Source organism: Pseudomonas sp. 29 (assembly GCF_002754355.1).
Lineage (GTDB): Bacteria > Pseudomonadota > Gammaproteobacteria > Pseudomonadales > Pseudomonadaceae > Aquipseudomonas > Aquipseudomonas neuropathica.
In genome coordinates, this window is the sequence record NZ_PEEY01000001.1 from 1,527,636 (window position 1) to 1,552,421 (window position 24,786).

General features: G+C 59.7%; 18 protein-coding genes. 14 read left to right on the top strand and 4 right to left on the bottom strand.

Going from position 1 to position 24,786, the window contains the following annotated elements; all coding sequences use genetic code 11:
- Positions 1 to 255: 255 nt before the first annotated feature.
- A complete protein-coding gene (gene argF, locus CLU80_RS07080; RefSeq protein ID WP_093430582.1) occupies positions 256 to 1,176 on the top strand; it encodes an ornithine carbamoyltransferase in 921 nt (306 codons plus the stop codon).
- Entirely contained in the window at positions 1,173 to 2,282 is a 1,110-nt protein-coding gene (locus tag CLU80_RS07085; protein WP_099757053.1) for an ABC transporter ATP-binding protein, read from the top strand. Before argF ends, CLU80_RS07085 begins: the two co-directional genes overlap by 4 nt.
- Before the next feature lie 117 nt (positions 2,283 to 2,399).
- On the opposite strand, the gene CLU80_RS07090 is transcribed toward CLU80_RS07085, so the two are convergent.
- Together CLU80_RS07090 and ybaK are read right to left on the bottom strand one after the other, a co-directional pair.
- A complete protein-coding gene (locus CLU80_RS07090; RefSeq protein ID WP_099757054.1) occupies positions 2,400 to 3,182 on the bottom strand; it encodes a PhzF family phenazine biosynthesis protein in 783 nt (260 codons plus the stop codon).
- Between the two features lie 95 nt (positions 3,183 to 3,277).
- On the bottom strand, positions 3,278 to 3,748 hold the full coding sequence (gene ybaK, locus CLU80_RS07095) for a Cys-tRNA(Pro) deacylase (protein ID WP_090285884.1): 471 nt from the start codon (positions 3,746 to 3,748) through the stop codon (positions 3,278 to 3,280).
- Positions 3,749 to 4,109: 361 nt separating this feature from the next.
- Between ybaK and CLU80_RS07100 the strand changes: the two genes are divergently transcribed.
- From CLU80_RS07100 to CLU80_RS07150, 11 genes are all read left to right on the top strand, one after another.
- The gene (locus CLU80_RS07100; RefSeq protein ID WP_007916695.1) at positions 4,110 to 4,961 is read left to right on the top strand and encodes an MIP/aquaporin family protein; all 852 of its coding nucleotides are present in this window, start codon (positions 4,110 to 4,112) and stop codon (positions 4,959 to 4,961) included.
- Positions 4,962 to 5,038: 77 nt separating this feature from the next.
- The gene (gene glpK, locus CLU80_RS07105; protein WP_093430586.1) at positions 5,039 to 6,541 is read left to right on the top strand and encodes a glycerol kinase GlpK; all 1,503 of its coding nucleotides are present in this window, start codon (positions 5,039 to 5,041) and stop codon (positions 6,539 to 6,541) included.
- A gap of 95 nt (positions 6,542 to 6,636) precedes the next feature.
- Positions 6,637 to 7,392 (top strand): DeoR/GlpR family transcriptional regulator, encoded by a 756-nt coding sequence (locus CLU80_RS07110; protein WP_007916700.1) that lies wholly within the window; start codon positions 6,637 to 6,639, stop codon positions 7,390 to 7,392.
- Between the two features lie 309 nt (positions 7,393 to 7,701).
- Entirely contained in the window at positions 7,702 to 9,240 is a 1,539-nt protein-coding gene (gene glpD, locus CLU80_RS07115; RefSeq protein WP_099757055.1) for a glycerol-3-phosphate dehydrogenase, read from the top strand.
- A gap of 552 nt (positions 9,241 to 9,792) precedes the next feature.
- Positions 9,793 to 10,719 (top strand): glutamate/aspartate ABC transporter substrate-binding protein, encoded by a 927-nt coding sequence (locus CLU80_RS07120; RefSeq protein ID WP_095048295.1) that lies wholly within the window; start codon positions 9,793 to 9,795, stop codon positions 10,717 to 10,719.
- Between the two features lie 193 nt (positions 10,720 to 10,912).
- Complete coding sequence (locus CLU80_RS07125; protein ID WP_095048296.1) at positions 10,913 to 11,659, top strand: amino acid ABC transporter permease; 747 nt, start codon at positions 10,913 to 10,915, stop codon at positions 11,657 to 11,659.
- Entirely contained in the window at positions 11,659 to 12,330 is a 672-nt protein-coding gene (locus tag CLU80_RS07130) for an amino acid ABC transporter permease (RefSeq protein ID WP_003227756.1), read from the top strand. The genes CLU80_RS07125 and CLU80_RS07130 overlap by 1 nt, the downstream gene beginning before the upstream one ends.
- Positions 12,327 to 13,061, top strand: a complete 735-nt coding sequence (locus CLU80_RS07135) for an amino acid ABC transporter ATP-binding protein (RefSeq protein ID WP_007963947.1) — start codon at positions 12,327 to 12,329, stop codon at positions 13,059 to 13,061. The genes CLU80_RS07130 and CLU80_RS07135 overlap by 4 nt, the downstream gene beginning before the upstream one ends.
- A gap of 170 nt (positions 13,062 to 13,231) precedes the next feature.
- Positions 13,232 to 15,133, top strand: a complete 1,902-nt coding sequence (aauS, locus tag CLU80_RS07140) for a two-component sensor histidine kinase AauS (RefSeq protein WP_099757056.1) — start codon at positions 13,232 to 13,234, stop codon at positions 15,131 to 15,133.
- Positions 15,130 to 16,458, top strand: a complete 1,329-nt coding sequence (aauR, locus tag CLU80_RS07145; RefSeq protein ID WP_099757057.1) for a two-component response regulator AauR — start codon at positions 15,130 to 15,132, stop codon at positions 16,456 to 16,458. The genes aauS and aauR overlap by 4 nt, the downstream gene beginning before the upstream one ends.
- An 11-nt stretch (positions 16,459 to 16,469) precedes the next feature.
- Entirely contained in the window at positions 16,470 to 16,808 is a 339-nt protein-coding gene (locus CLU80_RS07150) for a GlpM family protein (protein WP_099757058.1), read from the top strand.
- A gap of 331 nt (positions 16,809 to 17,139) precedes the next feature.
- Here CLU80_RS07150 and CLU80_RS07155 read toward each other — a convergent pair whose 3' ends face one another.
- Together CLU80_RS07155 and CLU80_RS07160 are read right to left on the bottom strand one after the other, a co-directional pair.
- Positions 17,140 to 17,805: a DsbA family oxidoreductase gene (locus tag CLU80_RS07155; RefSeq protein WP_099757059.1), complete on the bottom strand. Its 666-nt coding sequence runs from the start codon at positions 17,803 to 17,805 to the stop codon at positions 17,140 to 17,142.
- A gap of 168 nt (positions 17,806 to 17,973) precedes the next feature.
- Entirely contained in the window at positions 17,974 to 19,008 is a 1,035-nt protein-coding gene (locus CLU80_RS07160; protein ID WP_099757060.1) for an alpha/beta fold hydrolase, read from the bottom strand.
- A 218-nt stretch (positions 19,009 to 19,226) separates the two neighbouring features.
- Here CLU80_RS07160 and CLU80_RS07165 point away from each other — a divergent pair, with 218 nt between their 5' ends.
- Positions 19,227 to 24,779, top strand: coding sequence for a dermonecrotic toxin domain-containing protein (locus tag CLU80_RS07165; protein ID WP_099757061.1), 5,553 nt, complete (start codon positions 19,227 to 19,229; stop codon positions 24,777 to 24,779).
- The last annotated feature ends 7 nt before the right edge of the window (positions 24,780 to 24,786 follow it).

Genomic DNA, 24,786 nt, shown 5'->3' on the forward strand with positions numbered 1-24,786 from the left:
CCAAGCCCTGCAAGGCCAGTGTACAAAGAGGCTCGCTGCTGTCCTGAACCCGGCTTCAAATGCGCGACTGCAACATTCAGTGCGCCCTCCGAATCCCGCAAAAACCGTAGCCTATTGGAAAAACGCGACATTTAGTGTCAATATCGCGCCTTCCCCTATTTCGTCGCCCCGTGCGGCTTACGCCGCAGGTCTCGCCCGTTGTTCCGTTAAACAAGGCTTTGAGCATCTGCGGTTTGTAGCAAAAGGTAGTCAATGATGAGCGCAAGGCACTTTCTCTCCCTGATGGATTGCACGCCCGAAGAGCTGGTCAGCGTGATCCGTCGAGGCGTTGAGCTCAAGGACCTGCGTAACCGCGGCGTACTGTTCGAGCCTCTGAAAAACCGCGTGCTGGGGATGATCTTCGAAAAATCCTCGACCCGCACCCGGATCTCGTTCGAGGCCGGCATGATCCAGCTCGGCGGCCAGGCAATCTTCCTGTCGCCGCGCGATACCCAACTGGGCCGTGGCGAGCCGATCGGCGACTGCGCCATCGTCATGTCGAGCATGCTCGATGCGGTGATGATCCGTACCTTTGCCCACAGCACCCTGACCGAATTTGCCGCCAACTCGCGCGTGCCAGTGATCAACGGTCTGTCCGATGACCTGCACCCGTGCCAGTTGCTGGCCGACATGCAGACGTTCCTTGAACACCGTGGCTCGATCCAGGGCAAAACGGTCGCCTGGATCGGCGACGGCAACAACATGTGCAACAGCTATATAGAAGCGGCGATCCAGTTCGACTTCCAGTTGCGCGTTGCCTGCCCGGAAGGCTACGAGCCAAATCCTGAGTTCGTCGCCAGAGCCGGCGATCGCGTGACCATCGTCCGCGACCCGCAAGACGCCGTGCGCGGCGCGCATCTGGTGAGCACCGACGTCTGGACTTCGATGGGTCAGGAAGAGGAAACTGCCAAGCGCCTCAAGCTGTTCGCGCCGTTTCAGGTCAACCGCGCCCTGCTCGACCTCGCTGCCGAGGACGTGCTGTTCATGCATTGCCTGCCGGCGCACCGTGGCGAAGAAATCAGCCTCGACCTGCTTGATGACCCGCGCTCCGTCGCCTGGGATCAGGCAGAAAACCGTCTCCACGCACAGAAGGCCCTGCTCGAGTTCCTCGTTGAACCGGCATATCACCACGCATGAGTCATGAATTACTGCTGAACCTGCGCAACCTCGCTTGCGGCTATCAAGATCAACGTGTGGTGCAGAACCTCAATCTGCACCTCAACGCCGGTGACATCGGCTGCCTGCTCGGCTCGTCCGGCTGCGGCAAGACCACCACCCTGCGTGCCATTGCCGGATTCGAGCCAGTGCACGAAGGGGAAATCACCCTCGGTGGCGAAACCATTTCCAGCGCCGGCTTCACCCTCGCCCCGGAAAAACGCCGGATCGGCATGGTGTTCCAGGACTACGCACTGTTCCCGCACCTGAGCGTCGCCGACAACATTGCCTTTGGCATTCGCAAGCACCCGAACAAGGAACGCGTCACCGAAGAGCTGCTCGAACTGGTCAACCTGAAAAACCTCGGCAAGCGCTTCCCGCACGAGTTGTCCGGCGGCCAGCAACAGCGCGTCGCACTCGCCCGTGCGTTGGCGCCAGAGCCGCAATTGCTGCTGCTTGATGAGCCGTTTTCCAACCTCGATGGCGAACTGCGGCGCAAGCTCAGCCATGAAGTACGCGACATCCTCAAGGCGCGTGGCACCAGCGCAATTCTGGTGACCCACGATCAGGAAGAAGCCTTCGCCGTCAGCGATCACGTTGGCGTGTTCAAGGAAGGTCGACTGGAGCAGTGGGACACGCCGTACAACCTGTATCACGAACCGGCAACGCCTTATGTGGCCAGCTTCATCGGTCAGGGTTACTTCATTCGTGGTCAGCTCGGCAGCCCGGAATCGGTGCAGACCGAACTAGGTGAACTGCGTGGCAATCGAGCCTATACGTGGCCGATTGGCGGCGCGGTGGATGTGTTGCTGCGCCCGGATGACATTGTTTATGCACCGGACAGTGGGTTGAAAGCGCGGATTGTCGGCAAGACGTTCCTTGGCGCTTCGACGCTGTATCGCCTGCAATTGCCGACGGGCGCACAGCTCGAATCGATTTTCCCCAGCCATGCGGATCATCAGGTGGGTGCGGAGGTGGGGATTCGGGTTGCCGCTGAGCATCTGGTCTTGTTCCAGGCTTCCGGCAGCACCGCCGCACAGATCCCGGCATTGGAAAACGGTGTTCGCCGCTACAGCGCTGCGCTCTGATCCAACACGATTCTCCTTGTAGGAGTGAGCCTGCTCGCGATAGCGGTGTGTCAATCAACAAATATATTGACTGACACACCGCTATCGCGAGCAGGCTCACTCCTACAGGATTTTGCATCAACCCAAGATCAGGGTACCGCTCGCAACCAGCGTCGCATTACCGCCGATTTTCACCCGCTCTCCTTCCAGCCGACAGAACAGCTCCCCACCCCGCGCCGAGCGCTGGCAGGCGGTCAGGCTCGACTTGCCCAGACGCTTGGACCAATACGGGATCAGGCTGCAATGCGTCGACCCGGTCACCGGATCCTCATTGATGCCAATCGCCGGCGCAAAATAGCGCGAGACGAAGTCGTGCTGATTGCCGCGCGCGGTGACGATCGCGCCCAGCCACGGCAATTTGGCCAGCGCGACCATGTCCGGTTTGCAATCGAGCACCGCCTGCTCCGACTCCAGCACCACAAACAGTTCGTTGGAGCCGAGCATATCAACCGCTTCGACACCCAGCGCCCGCTCAACGTCGACAGTCACACCAATCTCAGACGGCATGATCGACGGGAAATCCAGCCACAACCGTTCACCTTCCCGCGTGACGCTCAGCGGACCGGATTTACAGGTAAAGTCGATACGCTCGGCGCTTTCCTTGTAGATCTCGAACAGCACATAAGCACTCGCCAACGTGGCGTGCCCGCACAACGGCACTTCAGTGGTCGGGGTAAACCAGCGGATATGCCAGGCCTGACCTTCGCGCACCAGAAATGCGGTTTCCGCCAGATTGTGTTCGGCGGCGATCTTCTGCATCAGCTCATCCGCGAGCCACGTCTCCAGCCGATAAACCATCGCCGGATTACCACTGAACGGCCGATCACTGAACGCGTCGACCTGATGAAACTCGAGCTGCATAACTTTCTCCCTGAGTCAGTCGGCAGAGGATGCAGCCACGCCGTGATCAGCGCCAGTGACAGAACCCATCATTTTTTTACATACAGCATTAATGACTAAGGACGGCCGATGTCGGCAAATTTGGCCTGGGTGTGTTCGGCGAGCACTGCGGGCGCCAGTTCCACTTCTAGGCCACGCCGGCCGGCGCTGACATAAATAGTCGCAAAACCCTGAGCCGAGTTGTCGATAAAGGTACGCAGGCGCTTCTTCTGTCCCAACGGGCTGATGCCGCCCAACAGATACCCGGTGGAGCGCTGAGCGGCTGCCGGGTCAGCCATCTCGACTTTTTTTACGCCAGCGGCATGGGCAAGACCTTTGAGGTCGAGGCTTCCGACGACCGGCACCACCGCCACCAGCAACTCGCCTTTTTCACTGGCCGCGAGCAGGGTTTTAAACACCTGTGCCGGTTCAAGTGCCAGCTTCTCTGCGGCCTCAAGGCCATAGGACGCGGCCTTCGGGTCATGTTCGTAACTGTGCACGCGATGTTCGGCACGAACTTTTTTCAACAAGTCCAACGCAGGGGTCATGGCAGCTCCAGGCTCGGCAATGGCAAATAAAACCTCCGCCGGATTCTAGGTGATCAGCCTCCAAAAGGCTCTATCCCGAGCCACGATTCCCGCGGCTCGCAGACATTCAGCGCACGTTGTCGCACCTGGGCCACAAAGGATCATTCACCCAGCGAATAGTTTTATTGTGACCGACGGTTCACTTTCGACCTTTGACAGGTTTGTTTCTTGTCTATATTTTTTCGAATCTGAATAATGTAAGAATTGTCGTCACAGCGACACCAGCAGTAAACCGGGAACGGAATGGGGATTCCTACTCGGGGAAAATCGCGCCTTGCCCTGTTGGCAAACGCGCCAGACAACAACAAAAACGAGGTTTTCAATGACAACTGCTTTACAGCAACCATCGCTCTCGAGCCAATGCATGGCCGAGTTTCTGGGTACTGCTCTTCTGATCTTTTTCGGCACCGGCTGTGTCGCCGCGCTCAAAGTCGCGGGTGCCAGCTTCGGCCTGTGGGAAATCAGCATCATCTGGGGCGTCGGCGTGAGCATGGCGATCTACCTCACCGCCGGAGTTTCCGGCGCGCACCTGAACCCGGCCGTGAGCATTGCCCTGGCGATCTTCGCCGACTTCGAAAAGCGCAAACTGCCGTTCTATATTCTTGCCCAGATCGCCGGCGCCTTCTGCGGCGCGCTGCTGGTTTACACGCTGTACAGCAATCTCTTCTTCGATTACGAACAAACTCACCAAATGGTCCGTGGCTCAGCCGCCAGCCTTGAGTTGGCCTCGGTGTTCTCGACCTTCCCGAACCCGGTGCTGTCCACCGCCCAGGCATTCCTGGTCGAGATGATCATCACGGCGATCCTGATGGGCGTGATCATGTCCCTGACCGATGACAACAACGGCCTGCCGAAAGGCCCGCTGGCGCCGCTGCTGATCGGCTTGCTGATTGCCGTTATCGGCAGTTCGATGGGGCCGTTGACCGGTTTCGCCATGAACCCGGCGCGTGACTTCGGTCCGAAACTGATGACTTTCTTCGCCGGCTGGGGTGAAATTTCCTTCACTGGCGGCCGTGATATTCCGTATTTCCTGATTCCGATTTTTGCACCGATTGTCGGTGCCTGCCTCGGCGCTGCCGGGTATCGCGGGCTCATCGCCCGTCACCTGACCGGCGCCACACCTGCTACAAAGGATGCAGAACCGGCCATTGACGGCAAACCAAGAACTTCTTGAAACAGTCGGCGCCGGCTCCTGCCCTATAGAGCCTGCGCCACGGCCCACTCTCCCTTATTTCGTCCAAGGCAATCGACATGACCGACATTCAGAATAAGAACTACATCATTGCCCTCGATCAGGGTACGACCAGCTCCCGCGCGATCATTTTCGACCGCGACGCGAACGTGGTCTGCACCGCGCAGCGCGAATTCGCCCAGCATTACCCGCAAGCCGGTTGGGTTGAACACGACCCGATGGAAATCTTCGCCACCCAGAGCGCGGTGATGGTTGAAGCGCTGGCCCAGGCTGGCCTGCATCACGATCAGGTGGCTGCCATCGGCATCACCAACCAGCGTGAAACCACCGTGGTCTGGGACAAGACAACCGGCCGCCCGGTGTACAACGCCATCGTCTGGCAGTGCCGCCGCAGCACCGAGATCTGCCAGCAGCTCAAGCGCGATGGCCACGAAGACTACATCCGCGACAACACCGGTCTGGTCACCGACCCGTACTTCTCCGGCACCAAACTGAAGTGGATCCTCGACAACGTCGAAGGCAGCCGCGAACGAGCGCGCAACGGCGAACTGCTGTTCGGCACCGTCGATAGCTGGCTGATCTGGAAATTCACCGGCGGCAAGGTGCACGTCACCGACTACACCAACGCCTCGCGCACCATGCTCTTCAATATCCATTCGCTGGAATGGGATTCGAAGATGCTGGAAATCCTCGACATCCCGCGCGAGATGCTTCCGGAAGTGAAGGCTTCTTCGGAAATCTACGGCCGCACCAAGAGCGGCATTGCCATCGGCGGTATCGCCGGTGACCAGCAAGCCGCATTGTTCGGGCAGATGTGCGTGGAGCCGGGTCAAGCGAAAAATACCTACGGCACCGGCTGCTTCCTGCTGATGAACACCGGCGACAAAGCGGTGAAATCCCAGCACGGCATGCTCACCACCATCGCTTGCGGCCCGCGTGGCGAAGTGGCTTATGCGCTGGAAGGCGCGGTGTTCAACGGCGGTTCGACCGTGCAGTGGCTGCGCGATGAATTGAAAATCATCAACGACGCCCACGACACCGAATACTTCGCCAATAAAGTGAAGGACAGCAACGGCGTGTACCTGGTGCCGGCCTTCACCGGTCTGGGCGCGCCGTACTGGGACCCGTATGCCCGTGGCGCGCTGTTCGGCCTGACTCGCGGCGTGCGCGTGGATCACATCATCCGCGCCGCACTGGAGTCGATTGCTTACCAGACTCGCGACGTGCTCGACGCCATGCAGCAAGACTCCGGCGAACGCCTCAAAGCCCTGCGCGTGGACGGCGGCGCGGTGGCGAACAACTTCCTCATGCAGTTCCAGGCCGACATCCTCGGCACGCAGGTCGAGCGTCCGCAAATGCGCGAGACCACTGCACTTGGCGCCGCGTATCTGGCCGGTCTGGCGTGCGGTTTCTGGGGCAGCCTGGACGAACTGCGTGGTAAAGCGGTGATCGAGCGTGAGTTCGAGCCGAGCCTGGACGAAACCGAGAAAGAGAAGCTGTACAAAGGCTGGAAAAAAGCCGTCAGCCGCACCCGTGACTGGGCGCGTGAAGACGCTGAATAAGCCAACCTTCAGATCCAGATAGGCATCTAACTGGTCGGGAGCGGATTCCTGCGGCATCATGGGCAAATTTTGCACGGCAGCCCAAAGGAAGCCCCATGAATCTGCCTCCCCGTCAGCAGCAAATCCTCGAGCTGGTCCGCGAACGCGGCTATGTGAGCATCGAGGAAATGGCCACGCTGTTCGTTGTTACCCCGCAAACCATCCGCCGCGACATCAATCAGCTCGCGGAAGCCAATCTGTTGCGTCGCTACCATGGCGGCGCAGCCTACGATTCCAGCGTCGAAAACACTGCCTATGCGATGCGCGCCGACCAGATGCGCGATGAAAAACAACGCATCGGTGAAGCCATCGCCGCCCAGATCCCCGATCACGCCTCGCTGTTCATCAACATCGGCACCACCACCGAATCGATTGCCCGCGCCCTGCTCAACCACAATCATCTGAAGATCATCACCAACAACCTGCATGTGGCGTCGATGCTCAGTGCCAAGGATGATTTCGATGTGCTGCTGACCGGCGGCAATGTGCGCCGTGATGGCGGCGTGGTCGGTCAGGCGAGCGTGGATTTCATCAATCAGTTCAAAGTTGATTTCGCCCTGGTCGGGATCAGCGGTATTGATGAAGACGGCAGCTTGCTGGATTTCGATTATCAGGAAGTGCGGGTGTCGCAGGCGATCATTGCCAATGCGCGGCAGGTGATTCTGGCGGCGGACTCCAGCAAGTTCGGGCGTAACGCGATGATTCGGTTGGGGCCGATCAGTCTGATTGATTGCCTTGTAACCGATCAGCAGCCGGTGCCGGCGCTGGCGCAGTTGTTGAGTCAGCACAAGATTCGCCTGGAAGTCGTTTAACTACCCTTCTCTTCATTGTCTGTACTGACGCCTTCGTCGGATCGCCGCCCGGAGCCGGCTCGCTCCCACATTGGAATGCATTTCAAACTGTGGGAGCGAGCCTGCTCGCGAAGGCAATCGAGTAAACAGCACACCTCTAGCGCCCCTTCGCGCATTTAATGTTCGAAAATTTTCTTTTAACTGCCCTTCGATGAGTTTTTTCAATCGAACGTGACTGGCTGCGCGGGTGTTTATGGGCTACCATTTTCGCAAATGAACATTCATGTTCGATTTCCAATATAGAAAATCAAAAGAACCCGAGGCCAGCCGATGTCCACCTCTACCTTGCGTACGCCCCCAATCTCCGAGATCTACGACATCGCCGTCATTGGCGGCGGGATCAATGGCGTGGGGATCGCAGCGGATGCCGCCGGTCGCGGGCTTTCGGTGTTCCTTTGCGAAAAAGACGATCTGGCCAGCCACACCTCGTCGGCCAGCAGCAAGCTGATCCACGGCGGCCTGCGCTACCTCGAACATTACGAATTCCGTCTGGTGCGTGAAGCGCTGGCTGAGCGCGAAGTGTTGCTGGCCAAGGCGCCGCATATCGTCAAACCGATGCGCTTCGTGTTGCCGCACCGTCCACACCTGCGTCCGGCGTGGATGATCCGCGCTGGCCTGTTCCTGTATGACAACCTCGGCAAGCGCGAAAAACTGCCAGGTTCGAAAAGCCTGAAGTTCGGCGCCGACAGCGCACTGAAAAGCGAAATCAAGAAAGGCTTCGAATACTCCGACTGCTGGGTCGATGACGCCCGCCTCGTTGTCTTGAACGCCATGGCCGCCCGCGAAAAAGGCGCTCACGTGCACACCCAGACCCGGTGCGTCAGCGCCCGTCGCACCAAAGGTCTGTGGCACCTGCATCTGGAACGCGCCGACGGCAGTCTGTTTTCGATCACCGCCAAAGCGCTGGTGAACGCCGCCGGCCCGTGGGTTGCCAAGTTCATTCGTGACGACCTGAAGATGGAATCGCCGTACGGCATCCGTTTGATCCAGGGCAGCCACATCATCGTGCCGAAGTTGTATGAAGGCGATCACGCGCACATTCTGCAAAACGAAGATCAGCGCATCGTCTTCACCATTCCGTACTTGAACCACTTCACCCTGATCGGCACCACCGATCGTGAGTACACCGGCGATCCGGCGAAAGTGGCAATCACCGACGCCGAAACCGACTACCTGTTGAAAGTGGTCAACGCCCACTTCAAGCAGCAGATCAGCCGTGACGACATCCAGCACAGCTACTCGGGCGTACGCCCACTGTGCAACGACGAATCCGACAACCCGTCGGCCGTCACCCGTGATTACACCCTGGCCTTGTCGGGCAGCACTGAAGAGGCACCGCTGTTGTCGGTGTTCGGCGGCAAGCTGACCACTTACCGCAAACTCGCCGAGTCGGCGATGGCGCAGTTGATGCCGTTCTTCACCCAGATGCGCCCGAGCTGGACCGCCACCGCTACCCTGCCCGGCGGTGAGGACATGACCACCCCACAAGCCTTGTGCGCGCAGATCCGCGACAAGTTCGACTTCGTGCCGACCGAGATCGCCCGCCGCTGGGCCACCACCTACGGCAGCCGGACCTGGCGCATGCTTGAAGGTGTGGAAAGCCTTGCGGACATGGGCGAACACATCGGCGGCGGGCTCTACACCCGCGAAGTCGATTACCTGTGCAGCGAAGAGTGGGCAACCACGGCGTATGACATTCTGTGGCGTCGTAGCAAGCTGGGGCTGTTTACCACTCCGGCCGAGCAGGAGAAGCTTGCGGCGTATCTGGGTAAGGTTGAGCAGAACCGTAGCAAGATTGAAGCGGCGTGATGTGAACATCGCTTAAACGAAAGCCCCTGAATTGAGAGATTCAGGGGCTTTTTTGTTTTGTGGGCTCTGCAAAATTTGATTGGGTCAGTTAGATCTCTTCCCCCTCACCCCAGCCCTCCCGAAACGTCGGACCGCCCCCAGGGGGTAGAGGGGGAAGGGAGCCGATCTTCATGAGGTTCAAATTCTGAGTTCGACTCGGTATCTCAGGTCGGTGCATCTCGCCCAGTCGCCGCGTTCAGTCCCCTCTCCCTCTGGGCGGTCCGACGTTTCGGGAGGGCTAGGGTGAGGGGCTTTTGATCATTCGGTTTTCCGAACGCGACTTCCCGGTCGATTCGGTAAACCGGATCAGTTACGCCAAAACAAACCATCACAAAACTTTAATAACGTTATAAATCATAAAGTTAAGTACATCACCCTGGTCTGGCACGAGTCATGCTCTACACTCTCTCGACGAATGCTTGTTGTGCCAACACTTCAGGAGCCGTCAGGCATTCGAAGCACAAAAGGGCCGACGAACTGGCTCCATAAAAAAAACAATTCGAGGAAAATTTGATGCGCATCGTTCCCCATATCCTGGGCGCAGCCATTGCGGCCGCTCTGATCAGCACGCCAGTTTTCGCCGCCGAACTCACCGGCACCCTGAAGAAAATCAACGATTCGGGCACCATCACACTCGCTCACCGCGACAGCTCCATTCCGTTTTCCTACATCGCGGATGCTTCCGGCAAACCAGTGGGCTACTCCCACGACATTCAAGTGGCCATCGTTGAAGCCCTGAAAAAAGACCTGAACAAGCCAGACCTGCAGGTCAAATACAATCTGGTAACCTCGCAAACCCGTATCCCGCTGATCCAGAACGGCACCGCGGATATCGAGTGCGGTTCCACCACCAACAACGCCGAACGCGCCCAGCAAGTCGACTTCACCGTCAACATCTTCGAAATCGGCACCCGTCTGCTGGTCAAGAAAGACAAGGATGGCAAGCCTTCCTACGCTGACTTTGCCGACCTCAAAGGCAAAAACGTCGTGACCACCGCGGGCACCACGTCCGAGCGCATCATCAAAGCGATGAACGCCGACAAGCAGATGGGCATGAACATCATCTCCGCCAAAGACCACGGCGAATCCTTCAACATGCTGGAAAGCGGCCGCGCCGTAGCCTTCATGATGGACGACGCCCTGCTGGCCGGCGAAGAAGCCAAGGCCAAGAAGCCGACTGACTGGATCATCACCGGTACGCCGCAGTCCTTCGAAGCCTACGCGTGCATGGTTCGTAAAGACGACCCGGCCTTCAAGAAAGCCGTCGATGCCGCCATTGTCGGCCTGTACAAGTCCGGCGAGATCAACAAGATCTACAGCAAGTGGTTCGAGAGCCCGATCCCGCCAAAAGGCCTGAACCTGAACTTCCCGATGAGCGACAAGGTAAAAGATCTGATCGCCAACCCGAGCGACAAGCCGGCGCCTGACGTAAAAATCTGATTCCTGACTAACCTTGTCTCCTGAGGGGGCGACCCTCCCTCAGGCGTTTGTTACTACCTGCTGGCTTCACTGTGGAACACTCGACCTGGCGGTTTCCGAGCCGATCGCGTGTGCCTGACGTTCAACGTCAGGCGGGAAAGGATCTTCCCCAAGCGGGTGCTTGTACATCGATCGATCTCGAGGGGAGACCCTAATGAATTACAACTGGGACTGGGGCGTGTTCTTCAAGTCCACCGGCGTTGGCAGCGAGACTTATCTCGACTGGTACATCTCCGGGCTGGGCTGGACCATTGCCATCGCCATCGTGGCATGGATCATCGCCTTGCTGCTGGGCTCCATTCTGGGGGTCATGCGCACGGTGCCAAACCGCATCGTATCGGGCATCGCGACCTGCTACGTCGAGCTGTTCCGTAACGTGCCGCTGCTGGTGCAACTGTTCATCTGGTACTTCCTGGTGCCCGACCTGCTGCCGCAAAACCTGCAGGACTGGTACAAACAGGACCTCAACCCGACCACCTCGGCTTACCTGAGCGTTGTCGTGTGCCTGGGCCTGTTCACCGCCGCCCGTGTCTGCGAGCAAGTGCGTACTGGCATTCAGGCGCTGCCACGCGGCCAGGAATCCGCCGCGCGCGCCATGGGATTCAAGCTGCCGCAGATCTACTGGAACGTGCTGCTGCCCCAGGCCTACCGGATCATCATTCCGCCGCTTACCTCGGAATTCCTCAACGTCTTCAAGAACTCCTCCGTGGCGTCCCTGATCGGCCTGATGGAACTGCTGGCGCAAACCAAACAGACCGCCGAATTCTCGGCCAACCTGTTTGAAGCCTTCACCCTGGCCACGCTGATCTACTTCACCCTGAACATGAGCCTGATGTTGCTGATGCGCATGGTCGAGAAGAAAGTCGCAGTGCCCGGCCTGATCTCCGTGGGGGGTAAATAATGGACTTCGATTTCAGCGGCATCATCCCCGCCATTCCGGGCCTGTGGAACGGCATGGTCATGACCTTGCAGTTGATGGTCATGGGCGTGGTCGGCGGCATCGTGCTGGGGACCATCCTCGCACTGATGCGCCTGTCGTCGAGCAAACTGCTGTCGCGGGTGGCCGGCGCTTATGTGAACTACTTCCGTTCGATCCCGCTGCTGCTGGTGATCACCTGGTTCTACCTGGCGGTGCCGTTCGTACTGCGCTGGATCACCGGTGAAGACACGCCAATCGGGGCGTTCACCTCCTGCGTCGTGGCCTTCATGATGTTCGAAGCCGCGTACTTCTGCGAAATCGTCCGCGCCGGTGTGCAGTCGATCCCCAAAGGCCAGATGGCCGCCGCACAAGCGATGGGCATGACCTATGGCCAGACCATGCGTCTGATCATCCTGCCCCAGGCGTTCCGCAAGATGACCCCGTTGCTGCTGCAACAGTCGATCATCCTGTTTCAGGACACCTCGCTGGTCTACACCGTGGGCCTGGTGGACTTCCTCAACTCCGCCCGCTCCAGCGGCGACATCATCGGTCGATCCAACGAGTTCCTGATCTTCGCCGGTGTCGTCTACTTCATCATCAGCTTTTCCGCCTCGCTGCTGGTCAAGCGTCTGCAAAAAAGGTTCGCCGTATGATCTCTATCAAGAACATCAACAAGTGGTATGGGGACTTCCAGGTGCTGACTGATTGCAGCACCGAGGTCAAAAAAGGCGAAGTGATCGTGGTCTGCGGCCCGTCGGGTTCCGGCAAATCGACCCTGATCAAATGCGTCAACGCGCTGGAGCCGTTCCAGAAAGGCGACATCGTCGTCGACGGCACCTCGATTGCCGACTCGAAGACCAACCTGCCGAAACTGCGCTCGCGCGTGGGCATGGTGTTCCAGCATTTCGAACTGTTCCCGCACCTGACCATCACCGAAAACCTGACCATCGCGCAGATCAAGGTGTTGGGCCGCAGCAAGGAAGAGGCGACCAAGAAAGGTCTGCAATTGCTCGAGCGTGTCGGCTTGTCCGCTCACGCCCACAAGCATCCGGGGCAACTCTCCGGTGGTCAGCAACAGCGTGTGGCGATTGCCCGTGCGCTGGCGATGGACCCGATCGTCATGCTGTTCGACGAACCGACCTCGGCGCTCGACCCGGAGATGGTCAACGAAGTGCTCGACGTGATGGTGCAACTGGCCCACGAAGGCATGACCATGATGTGCGTGACCCACGAAATGGGCTTTGCGCGCAAAGTGGCTGACCGGGTGATCTTCATGGACGCCGGCAAGATCATCGAAGACTGCCCGAAAGAGGAATTCTTCGGCGACATCAGCGCCCGCTCCGAACGCGCGCAGCACTTCCTCGAGAAAATCCTGCAGCACTAAAACCGAGTACTTGCGCCATCACACTTATCCCTGTGAGAGCGAGCTTGCTCGCGAAAGCGGACTGACATTCAACATTGATGTTGACTGATCCGGCCTCTTCGCGAGCAAGCTCGCTCCCACAGGGACAGCGGTGAGCCTGCAAGTGTGGTGGTTGACCCAAGGCAACTGTGATGAAATGCGACCCCAATCTCTATCGCGCCGCGCCGCCATCACTTGCCGTGAAGCCTCGTCTGATTCGTCATCTGTTCCTGCCGCCACTGGTCATCGTCCTGATGATCGGGTTGGGTTACGCCGGCTTCTGGACCAGTGAGCATTTCGGCATTCGCAGCCTCAGTGAAAACGGTCAGCGTCAGCTCGAACTGAACGCCCGCGCCGTCGAAAGCGAAATCAGCAAATACACCTACCTGCCCAGCCTGCTGGAACTCGAAACCAGTGTGTCGCAGTTGCTGGCCGATCCGACCCCGGAACACCGGCGAACGGTCAACGATTACCTTGAAGGCCTGAACCGGCGCAGTCGCAGTCGGGCCATCTACGTGATGGACACCACCGGCCGTGTCATGGCCACCAGCAACTGGCGCGATGTCGACAGTTATCTCGGTGAAGACCTGTCCTTCCGCGCCTATTTCCAGAAAGCCGTACGCGGCGAGCCGGGGCGTTTCTACGGCATCGGCAGCACCAACGGCGAGCCCGGCTATTACCTCGCCCACGGCCTCGAAGAGCATGGCAAGATCATCGGCGTCGCCGTGGTCAAAGTGCGCCTGGAAGCCATGGAAGAACGCTGGCAACGCGCACGCCTCGAAGCCTTTGTCAGCGATGAAAACGGCATCATCATTCTCTCCAGCGATCCGGCCCGACGCCTCAAGTCAGTGATCCCGCTCACCGACGAAACCAAAGAAAAACTCGCCCGCAGCCTGCAGTACTACTGGTTCCCGCTCAACGAGCTGCAACCGCTGGCCCGGGAAACCCTGTCCGAAGGCGTGGAAAAACTGACCTTCCCCGCCAACAGCGAAGTGCGCTCCGACGATGACGACATCAGCTATCTGGCACAGACCCGGCCACTGAGCGACACACCGTGGAATTTCACCCTGCTCACGCCGTTGCAGGACCTGCGCCGCGAAGCCATCAACCAAGGAATTCTGGTCGCCGTCGCGTTTGCGCTGGTGGCATTCCTGTTGATCGCCTGGAACGAGCGGCGCAAGGTCATCGCCACCCGTCTCGCCGCCCGCGAAGCCTTGCAGGAAGCCAACAATCAACTGGAGCGTCGGATTACCGAACGCACCACTGATCTGCGCGCCAGCAACGAGCGCCTGAAGAGCCAGATCCGCGAACGGCGTCAGGCCGAAGAGACGTTGCGCCGTGCGCAGGATGAACTGGTGCAGGCCGGCAAGCTCGCTGCCATCGGTCAGATGTCGACCAGCATCGCCCACGAATTGAACCAGCCGCTGGCGGCGATGCGTACGCTATCGGGCAACACCGTGCGCTTCCTCGAACGGGGCCAACTGGATGTCGCCAGCACCAATCTGAAAACCATCAACGAGCTGATCGACCGCATGGGCCGGATCACCGCCAGCCTGCGTTCGTTCGCCCGGCGCGGTGACAACCAGGGCCAGGCCAGCCTCGGCAAAGCCGTGGAGGCCGCGCTGCAATTGCTCGGGGCACGCCTGGAGAGTTCGGCGGTCAACATTCACCGCCAGTTCATCGATGTCCAGGTGCAGATCGACCAGACCCGCCTCGAACAGATTCTGGTCAACCTGATCGGCAATGCCCTCGACGCCATGCAGGCGCAACCCCTGCCCGAGCTGTGGCTGGAGGGTGAAGAATTCAACGCCAAATATCGCCTGCGTGTACGTGACAACGGTCACGGCATCGACGCTGAAGCGCGCAAGCATCTGTTCGAACCGTTCTTCACCACCAAACCCGGCGAACAAGGCCTGGGCCTTGGCCTGACCCTTTCCGCCAGCCTCGCCGCCGCCACCGGCGGGCATCTGGGTGTCGAACACCCGGCCAGCGGTGGCACCACCTTCGTCCTCAGTTTACCGTTGGTAAGCCCTACTCCTGCCGAGCCAATATGAACCACGACCTTAGTGTGCTGATCGTCGAAGACGACCCCCATGTGCTGCTCGGCTGCCAACAGGCGCTGACCCTCGAAGACATTCCCTGTGTCGGCGTCGGCAGTGCGGAAGAAGCGCTGGAGCGCGTCGGCGACAACTTTGCCGGCATCGTCATCAGCGACATTCGCCTGCCGGGCATCGATGGCCTAGAACTGCTGACCCGCCTCAAGCAACGTGATCGCAGCCTGCCGGTGGTGTTGATCACCGGCCACGGCGACATTTCCATGGCCGTCGGCGCGATGCAGAAAGGCGCCTACGACTTCATGGAAAAACCGTTCTCGCCGGAGCGTCTGGTCGACGTCGCACGGCGGGCACTGGAGCAACGCAGCCTCGCCCGCGAAGTCTCATCGCTGCGCCGGCAACTGGCCGAGCGCGACTCCCTTGAAGGGCGGATCATTGGCCGCTCGCCGGCGATGCAGAACCTGCGCGAACTGATTGCCAACGTCGCCGACACTTCGGCCAACGTGCTGATCGAAGGCGAGACCGGCACCGGTAAGGAACTGGTCGCCCGCTGCCTGCACGATTTCAGTCGTCGCCACAGCAAGCAATTCGTCGCGTTGAACTGCGGCGGTCTGCCGGAAAACCTTTTCGAAAGCGAGATTTTCGGCCACGAGGCCAACGCCTTTACCGGTGCCGGCAAACGCCGTATCGGCAAGATCGAACACGCCGACGGCGGCACGCTGTTCCTCGACGAAGTGGAAAGCATGCCGCTGCCATTGCAGATCAAACTGCTGCGCGTACTGCAGGAGCGCACCCTCGAACGTCTCGGCTCGAACCAGAGCGTGGCCGTGGATTGCCGGGTGATCGCAGCAACCAAATCCGACCTCGACGGAGCGAGCAAGGCTGGCGAGTTTCGCAGCGACCTGTACTACCGCCTCAACGTCGTGACCCTGGAACTGCCGCCATTGCGCGAGCGCCGCGAAGACATCCTGCAACTGTTCGAACACTTCACCCAGCAGTCAGCCCTGCGTTTCGACCGCGCGCTGCCAGAACTGGACAACCAGACCCTGTCGAACCTGATGAGCCACGATTGGCCAGGCAATGTGCGCGAACTGCGCAACGTCGCCGAACGTTTTGCCCTCGGCCTGCCGGCGTTCAAAAAGTCCGGCGCCAGCAGTGGCGGACAAGGCCTGGCGTTTGCCGAAGCGGTGGAAGCGTTCGAGCGCAACCTGCTCAGCGACGCCCTGCAACGCAGCGGCGGTAACCTGACTCAGGCCAGCCTGGAATTGGGCATGGCCAAGACCACGCTGTTCGACAAAGTGAAAAAGTACGGGTTGAGCCATTAAGCGAGAACGATGTGGATCTGTTTTTCAAAGCCCTGTTGGGCGCCGCGGTAGTACTGATCATCGCGGCGCTTTCGAAAACCAAAAACTACTACATCGCCGGATTGGTGCCGCTGTTTCCGACGTTTGCGCTGATTGCGCATTACATCGTCGGCAGGGGGCGTTCAATTGAGGATTTGAAGACCACGATTGTGTTCGGCATGTGGTCGATCATTCCGTACTTCATCTATCTGGCGACGTTGTATGTGATGGTGGATCGGCTGCGGCTGGAGGCATCGCTGGCGGTGGCGGCGGTGGCCTGGTTGATGGCTGCCACTGTTTTGGTGACTGTTTGGGTTCGGCTACACAGCTAAGGTTAAAAGCCACCCTCACCCCAGCCCTCTCCCGGAGGGAGAGGGGGCCGACCGAGGTGTCTTGCGTCTGACATTGACCTGAAAGATCCAGTTGATTATGGATTCGGTACAGCACGTTCACGTCGGCGTATCACTCCAGCATCCCCCAATCAGTCCCCTCTCCCTCAGGGAGAGGGGGCCGACCGAGGTGTCTTGCAAGCTGCATCGACCTGAAAGATCCAGTCGATTATGGATTCGGTACAGCACGTTCACGTCGGCGTATCACTCCAGCATCCCCCAATCAGTCCCCTCTCCCTCAGGGAGAGGGTTAGGGTGAGGGGCTTTTAGCTTTTCAGTTGACAGTGCCGCCCTTGGACTCAGCCATGATCTGCCGGATTGCCCCGACAAACGTCTCCACCGGTTGCCCGCCCGTCACCGCATACTGCCCGTTGAACACCACCGTCGGCACCGAACTCACACCGCGCTGCAGCCACAACTGCTCCTCCTCACGCACCTCATCGGCGAATTCGTCCGACGCCAGTACAGCCTCGGCCCGCTGGCGACTCAGCCCGACACTTTCCGCAATCTGCACCAGTTGCCGATGATCCGACGGATTGCCACCATCGCTGAAATACGCCTTGAACAGCGCCTCTTTCAACAGCAGTTGCACTCCTTCGAGACCGGCCCAGTGCAGCAAGCGGTGCGCATCAAAAGTGTTGTAGATACGGCTGTTGCCGTCAGTGCGAAACGCAAACCCGAGTTCAGCGCCACGGGCACGAATGGCTTCGCGATTTTTCTGCGATTGCTCCGGGGTCGAGCCGTACTTCTCTTGAATGTGCTCAGCGATGTTCTGCCCGTCTGCGCCCATTTTCGGATTGAGTTCGAACGGCTGAAAACGGATCTCGGCCTGCACTTCGTTGCGCAGGATCTCCAGTGCCTGTAACAGGCCACGCAAACCGACGACACACCAGGGGCAGGAGACATCGCTGACAAAATCGATTTTCAAGGCAGAACTCATCACACACCTCGCGGGGGGAAATCGTGCGGGAAAATTTGCACGATACACCCCGGCCGGATTTTGTGGTGCCCCCTTCGCGAGCAAGCTCGCTCCCACATTTAGATCGCATTCCCCTGTGGGAGCGAGCTTGCTCGCGAAGAGGCCATAACCAACACCGCCCACTTTTGGTTACAGCAGATTCCCGCCCACCACCGGCTCAATCTGTGCCCAATGCGAAGTGTCTTCACGATGCGCCTGCAAATACGGCAGCACCGCCGCCAGCAACGGCTCCTTGAACGCCTCTTGAAAGCGATGCGCCAACCCCGGAATCAGTTTCAACTGGCTGCCGCGAATATGCGCCGCCAGATGAACCCCGTGCATCACCGGCAACAACGGATCCGCCGTGCCATGCACCACCAGCGTCGGTACCCGCAACTGATTGAGCAATGCCACCCGGCTCGGCTCGGCAAGAATCGCCATGATCTGCCGCTTCACGCCTTCGGGATTGAACGCGCGGTCATACGACAGCGCAGCCTGATGCAGCAAGACCTGGCGATCATCGGTGACCGCCGGGCTGCCCAGCGCGGCCAGCAGATCAGCCTGCTGTTCCAGCGCCACCTGTCGATTCGGTGCGCCGCGACGCGACAACAACTGCACCAGCGCCGCGCTGGGTGCCGGCAGACCTTCGGCGCCCGAGGTGGTCATGATCAATGTCAGACTCTCGACCCGCTGCGGTGCCATCGCCGCCATGTGCTGGGCAATCATCCCGCCCATGCTCGCGCCCAGCACGTGGAATTGCTCGACGTGCAACGCGTCCATCAAGCCCAGCGCGTCGTCTGCCATGTCGGTCAGGCTGTAAGGCGCTGCCACCGGCAGACCGAGCTTGTAGCGCAGCACTTCGAAGGTCAGATTGGCGTCAGCCGGCGCCTGCCGCCAGGTCGACAGACCGACGTCGCGGTTGTCATAGCGAATCACCCGAAAACCCTGCTGACACAGCGCAACCACTACTTCGTCCGGCCAGTGGATCAACTGTCCACCCAAGCCCATGACCAGCAACAACGCCGGATCCGACGCGCGACCAATGCTCTGGTAAGCCAGGCTCACCTGCTGCAGATCAGCGTGCTCGGTCGGCACATTGACGTCGCAACGCGCCGCCGCCCAAGACGACGATCCGAAAAAAATCGCGACCAGAACAGTCGCGACCGATACAAAACCCTTGACCATGAAAAACACCGAAACGCAGAACCCCAGTAGAGCGCGAGTCTGATGAAGTTTGTTCAAGCGCGCTGCCACACTTCGATGACAGTTTGATGAAGAGTGCCGAGTGGTCATGGGCGGTGGTTGCAAACAATATCTATATACCGCCATCGCCTTGCGCGATTTCTCTTGAATGACCCGCTCAGGGACGGATTCCCCGCCCCGCCAATGCGAGTCACGCCACCATGCTCGAGCGTCTTATTCTGGATGAGCTCCCCGCACCGTCACCGTCACCGTTGCCCGAGGCCGTCGAACAGCTACCGAAAACGATTGATGACAGCCTGCTGCTGCAGGCTTGCCAACGCTGGCGCGCCAGCAGCGAGGGTTTGCGCGATTTGTTTGCCGCCAGCCCGGCACTGCGCGACAGCGTCAATGAATTGCTGCGCCAACAACTGCAACTGGACGGCGAAAAGACCGGCCTGCGCTTTGCGGCCACCGCTGACCAGCCGGAGCACATCGTCAGCCTCACCGACGCCTGTGCCTTTGTCGTTCAACACCCGACACTGGAAACCGATCTGGATCAGCGTTGTGTCCTCACCGGTATCCGCGCGGGCCATCTGTTATCCACCCTGAAGCCCCTGCAGCTCCTGGAAAAACTCAAAGCCCTCGACCCACGCAAAAGCCACGAGATTCGCTGGGCAGAATTCTGGGACGCGCGAGCGCCGCGCACACCGGTGTCGCGACGTAGCCGCGCCACGCAGCTTTACCGCGAGCATTTCGAAGCCACTGCGCACATGGCTCTCGCCCATCAGACGATTACCCCGGCACAACTCAAAACGCTGCAACTGATCATTGATTCAGGTGCTGGCGCGCTGACAATCGAGGGTCAACCTGTGCACACGGAAAAGTTGGCCCTGGTGCTGAGCAACGACAGCAAAATCAAACTCCCCGGTGCATGGGTCGTCAGCGTCGGCAATTTGGCCACGGCGGCGCCTTTGCTTTATCTGCCCGGAAACGCCATATCGATCCAGGCCTTCACCACCCGCGCAGACATGCAGACGTGGCTGACCAGCGAGGTACAGATCCCCACCGGACTGCCCAAGAAAATCCTTCGCGTTGACTACAGCACAGCGCTTGACCCGATGGTCACTGGCGCCAGCGATCTGTTCGCCGACCGTCACCACGCGCAGCTCGACGCCTTGAGCAATACCAACAAAGGCCATCCCGGGCTCAGGGCGCATGGCGCGCGCTCACTGGTGCATGTCGACCTGATTGATCATCAGCGCAGCAGCGCGATCATCGTGGCGGCGCCGCCAAAACCGCTCAATTCCGCCAGCGATGTCGAGACCGACGAAACACCGCTGTTCGGCAGCCTGTCCGCCGGGATTCCACTGGCGGTGCGCCACGCGGCGCTCAAACGCCAACGCGAGGCGCTTGAGCGCTTGCAGGCCAATGACAGCGACGGCTCTCGATACCGAGAATGCCAGGACGCCCTCAAAGCGCTGGAAGCCGCCGAACAAACTGGCGCGACCGCTGCCACAACCCTGCTTTACCGCGAAACGGCCCTCGACGCGAATACCTTCAACACCGCCCTCAGTGCCCTGCGTCAGGCACACCGGGACGGCCTGTATGCCGAAGGCAGACTGCAAGCAAACCTTGGCCAACTTGACAGCGCCGAACACGATCTGCTCAAGGCCGTGCTGGCCCCCCCCGTCGCGGCCGAGCGTGACACGGATATCACGGCGGCCAGCCTGACCTTGTCACTGAGCGAAACCAAGGACGGGGTCACGACAACGCAAAGCGAAGTGCTCAAGGGCGCACTCGTCATCGGACGCCAGGCGGCACTCTCGGACACTTCCAGTCTGATGCTCTACTGGCCGGGCAATGGCGGTGGCCTGCAACGCTTTGCCGATCGCCGGACACTGGCGCGCGAGGTGTTCAGGATTCTCGAGGACGACAACGACCTGGCCCTGCAACTGAGTCCGATCACCACCGACCCGTTGCTTTATTGCCTCAACGCGCTGGTGAGCGACTTCGAAGCGAAAGCCACACCCCTGCGCGGCAAACCCGAACAGGCTGACGCGCTGGAGGTTCTGCGCCAGGGCTGCCTCGCCAATCTTCAGGTTCCGCTGCACGCCGCCAGACACCTGGCTTTCACTCATCTGCAGGAACAGCAACGCAGCGGCACCCTCGCCGGCAACCTGCCGGGCTGGCTGGTCAAACTCAAGGAAAACGAGCGTAGCGCGCTGAAACAGAACATCGAGGCGTACGTCGCGGCGATGCGTCAAAGCCACGCCCTCATGACCCTCGCCCTGGAACCTCGTGATGACTTCACCCGCCGCCATCTGCACGCCCGATTGCGCAGGGACTTTTCCCTTGAGGGCGACTTTTCCATACAAGTCGAACTGCCCGACTCGACCAAAACCGAACAGGTCCCGGAGTCGGGGCCGGGTGGCGTCAGAAAGATCACGACCATTGTGCCCAGCAAAGCACGCAGCAAAATGTCACTGGAGGACCTGGCCCAGCTCAATATCGATAACGTGCAATCGGTGCTCAATGACTCGCTGTCACAACGCTTGATCTTCTTGCGTCTGGAAATCACCGCGACGCATAAAAAGGATCGGACGCGCCTGCTCAACGGCATCAACCTGACCTATCTGCGCAAGGTTCTGCCGGAGCTGGACCTGCCCAAAGCCTATGAGCAGAAGATCCGTGACGCCTTCCAGGGCGCCGCCAGCGAGTCGGCATTCGTCAAACAACATCGCCGGGAAAGCCTGATCGAGCCGTGGCGCCTGATGCTGAAAATACAGAGCGAAAATGCACGCCTGCAAAAACACCTCAGCGCTGATGAAGCGGCGCTGCTGAACATCGCCATCGACGCCGACACCCCACAGGCGTGGCAAGCCAGCGGCAAGCGTCTTGTGCTGTTGCCGGTGTCGCTGAAAGTCGGCGGCAAGGACACCCCCGGCGAAGGCCCGGTGACCCTGTCCGGCGTCAGCTTCATCGAAGAGCAGATCAGCGGCGTCACTCTGCTGTACCTGCCGGACAGCCACGACGGGCAGTTCTTGCGCCGCTACGACACGCTCGAAGCGGCGCGCAAAGGACTGTTCACCTTGTGCGCAAGTGACAAGTGGATCGAGTACCTGGCGCACAGAACGTTGCAAGGTAACGTCAGGGCCCATGTCAACCGAATCGGTCAGGCCGTGGAAAAAAACTTCGATGCGATCATCGAAGTCGGAGTGCGCTGGCCGGCCAGTACCTCGCTGGCCGCACACCTGCTCGATGCGCACATGGGACGCTTGATCGAGGCCCATCGCGGCACGTCGCGCTCCAACGATGAACTGTTCTTCGAGCGCTACGCCCTGAAAGGCCCGCGCGCCTTCAACTACATCAAAATGGCCTTGGGCATGGTGCCCTTCGTCGGCAGTGTGCTGGCCCTCTATCAGGCCTGGACCGCTGCCAATCAGGCAGCCGCCGCGTTCTTGCGTGGTGACGTGGCTGACGGTCTGGTTGAAATCGAGTCAATGCTGCTGTCGCTGATCGACGCCTTCATGGATCTGCTCCCGGGTGAAGCCGCGGCCTCGACGCCCTCCCGGACGACCCGCGCGTTGACACGGGCGCGTCAGCTGCACGCGGTGGTGCGCGATGTGGCGACACTGCAGGTCAAGTCGCAGCGCCACGCCCGACATGTGCTGGCGCGCTTCAAGGATTACGACTATGAAAAGCCGATTTCCCTGGGTGGCACAGAACCGGCCAGCCACGGCCTCTACCGCGGGATCTACCGGCTTGCCGACGGCGACTTCATCGAGCGTCAGGGCCGCGTCTACCAAGTAGAGCTGAGCCGGGATTCGCGCAGCTGGCGTCTGTCCGGCAACTCGCGAAAAACCTACAAGCAGCCGATCGCACTGGATGAAAGCGGGCAATGGGACACCTGGTTTGGCGTCTATGGCACAGCCCTTGAAGGTGGCGTGGTGGGGGGTGGCAATGTCGGCGGGCGCCTGGTCGATACACTCGACCCTTACTGGCCGTCGGTGATTCGGCAACACCTGCCGCGCTGGCTGGTAGATCGAAACTTCCGCCGCCACCATCAACTGGCAGCCACCGCAAACAATTTGGGCCGCCAATTGCAACTCAGGGGAGCGAAAAGTGACCAGGTGATCAATGCCTACGCCGAAGCCACGGAAGCGCAACGCCTGACCATGTTGCCAACGGCCGAAGCCGCATGCATTGGCGATATCCAACTGGCCAGGCAACGTTATGAGGCGTTGACCGAGTTGACTGCGTTGACCCAAGGCAGAAAACACAGGACTGTCGCCCAAATGCGAGGCAAGACCGCATGGCTGTTGACTGATCGTTACCAGCGACGCACCTTCCACCTGTCGCATAAAATTCATGGCACAACACGAGCAATCAACCGATTGAAGCAGCTACACAATGCGCTGCCGGGTGATGCTGTGGCTGAACGTTTGAAACACATTGAAGACATACACAGGTTTCGTGTCGAGATCGTCAATCAGCTCGATCAGTTGGGCGAACTCAGGGACCAGGTCCATCACTGGTATGATCGCATGCTGGCTAAAGACCGGCCGGAAATGTCGGCGCTGGTCGATAACATTAACAGCCGTCACAGTGAACCCATCCTGCTGTACCTGAAAACCTCCCAACGCCTGGAAATCGTCAGAAAAGCCGGCAGCCCCGACGATGCCTCGTGGCGCTATTTTGTGACGATGGCAGAGCCCCTGCGCAACAGAATCGATCTGCATCTGTACCGCCAGTACGACTTGCCGAACATGCAGAACACGACCGCCCAACGTAATCGCATTCTTCAGGAAAGCATCGACGCTTGCGTCGAGTATCGGCGCGAGATGGCGGTATGGACCGCCAGCTATCCGCAATTCTTTCATCTGGGCGTAGTCGAGCCCTTGCTGGAAGGCGTTGATCGCCTGGCGGATCGAGCGCGTGCCGCTATCAACAGGCCACCCGAGCCGAGGGTCGCGGGGCAACCCCTGCAGCGCGTGTTCATCACGGATGACAACCAATTGCGCCATGGCGTGGAGCAATGGGATAACCTGACCAACGCCCGTCAATACAGAAGTACCGGGATTAGAGGCTATGAAGAAATCTGGGAACATGGCGCCGATGGCGTCGTGCGCCTGACCAACCCGCAAAACCTGGCAGTTCCCTCCCCCGCCGAGCTGAGTCTGGCCACCCTGATAAGCGAGGCACAGCAACGTCTGGAGAACGTGGCCACTTACCGCACCACGGTGCAGAGCAACGCCAATCGCGGCATGCTCCCCGTTGACCTGCAGCACATGATGGACAGTCAGGCGAGTGAACTCACCACCCGTGCCGACGGTATCGCTGCCAAGTCGGCAGAGCAACCGATCATCCAGCAATTGCGCGATCAGGCCGCGGAGCTGATCGTCGAAGGTCGCGCCTTGCGCACCCAACGCTCGATGACCAGTCAAAAGCCCACCGACGGCATGCTTGATGACCTCATCGGACAGAACGCGGTGGAGATCCGCAAACCCCTTGCGATCCAAAAACTGGCTGATCATCAGGGGCGCCCCAACTACCTGCAGGAATATGAGGTCTGGAACCTCACACAGGAGCCCGCGCAATTACTCTGGTACGTGCATTTCCATTACCGTTCGGCGACCCGACCCTTGCGCCAATTCGAAAGAGCCCACCTGAAACTGCCGGCGCATCGCAAGCTGACTCACGCTGACGACCCGACCCTGCTTGATTCCAGAATCACTGCACAATCCATTGTCCTGCGGCATTTCGAGGGACTCTGAGCATAAG

What these genes read in the sequence shown, in the direction of transcription:
- argF (WP_093430582.1), top strand. Translation starts at nt 256, where the DNA reads ATGAGCGCAAGGCACTTTCTCTCCCTGATGGATTGCACGCCCGAAGAG.
- CLU80_RS07085 (WP_099757053.1), top strand. Translation starts at nt 1,173, where the DNA reads ATGAGTCATGAATTACTGCTGAACCTGCGCAACCTCGCTTGCGGCTAT.
- CLU80_RS07090 (WP_099757054.1), bottom strand. Translation starts at nt 3,182, where the DNA reads ATGCAGCTCGAGTTTCATCAGGTCGACGCGTTCAGTGATCGGCCGTTC.
- ybaK (WP_090285884.1), bottom strand. Translation starts at nt 3,748, where the DNA reads ATGACCCCTGCGTTGGACTTGTTGAAAAAAGTTCGTGCCGAACATCGC.
- CLU80_RS07100 (WP_007916695.1), top strand. Translation starts at nt 4,110, where the DNA reads ATGACAACTGCTTTACAGCAACCATCGCTCTCGAGCCAATGCATGGCC.
- glpK (WP_093430586.1), top strand. Translation starts at nt 5,039, where the DNA reads ATGACCGACATTCAGAATAAGAACTACATCATTGCCCTCGATCAGGGT.
- CLU80_RS07110 (WP_007916700.1), top strand. Translation starts at nt 6,637, where the DNA reads ATGAATCTGCCTCCCCGTCAGCAGCAAATCCTCGAGCTGGTCCGCGAA.
- glpD (WP_099757055.1), top strand. Translation starts at nt 7,702, where the DNA reads ATGTCCACCTCTACCTTGCGTACGCCCCCAATCTCCGAGATCTACGAC.
- CLU80_RS07120 (WP_095048295.1), top strand. Translation starts at nt 9,793, where the DNA reads ATGCGCATCGTTCCCCATATCCTGGGCGCAGCCATTGCGGCCGCTCTG.
- CLU80_RS07125 (WP_095048296.1), top strand. Translation starts at nt 10,913, where the DNA reads ATGAATTACAACTGGGACTGGGGCGTGTTCTTCAAGTCCACCGGCGTT.
- CLU80_RS07130 (WP_003227756.1), top strand. Translation starts at nt 11,659, where the DNA reads ATGGACTTCGATTTCAGCGGCATCATCCCCGCCATTCCGGGCCTGTGG.
- CLU80_RS07135 (WP_007963947.1), top strand. Translation starts at nt 12,327, where the DNA reads ATGATCTCTATCAAGAACATCAACAAGTGGTATGGGGACTTCCAGGTG.
- aauS (WP_099757056.1), top strand. Translation starts at nt 13,232, where the DNA reads ATGAAATGCGACCCCAATCTCTATCGCGCCGCGCCGCCATCACTTGCC.
- aauR (WP_099757057.1), top strand. Translation starts at nt 15,130, where the DNA reads ATGAACCACGACCTTAGTGTGCTGATCGTCGAAGACGACCCCCATGTG.
- CLU80_RS07155 (WP_099757059.1), bottom strand. Translation starts at nt 17,805, where the DNA reads ATGAGTTCTGCCTTGAAAATCGATTTTGTCAGCGATGTCTCCTGCCCC.
- CLU80_RS07160 (WP_099757060.1), bottom strand. Translation starts at nt 19,008, where the DNA reads ATGGTCAAGGGTTTTGTATCGGTCGCGACTGTTCTGGTCGCGATTTTT.
- CLU80_RS07165 (WP_099757061.1), top strand. Translation starts at nt 19,227, where the DNA reads ATGCTCGAGCGTCTTATTCTGGATGAGCTCCCCGCACCGTCACCGTCA.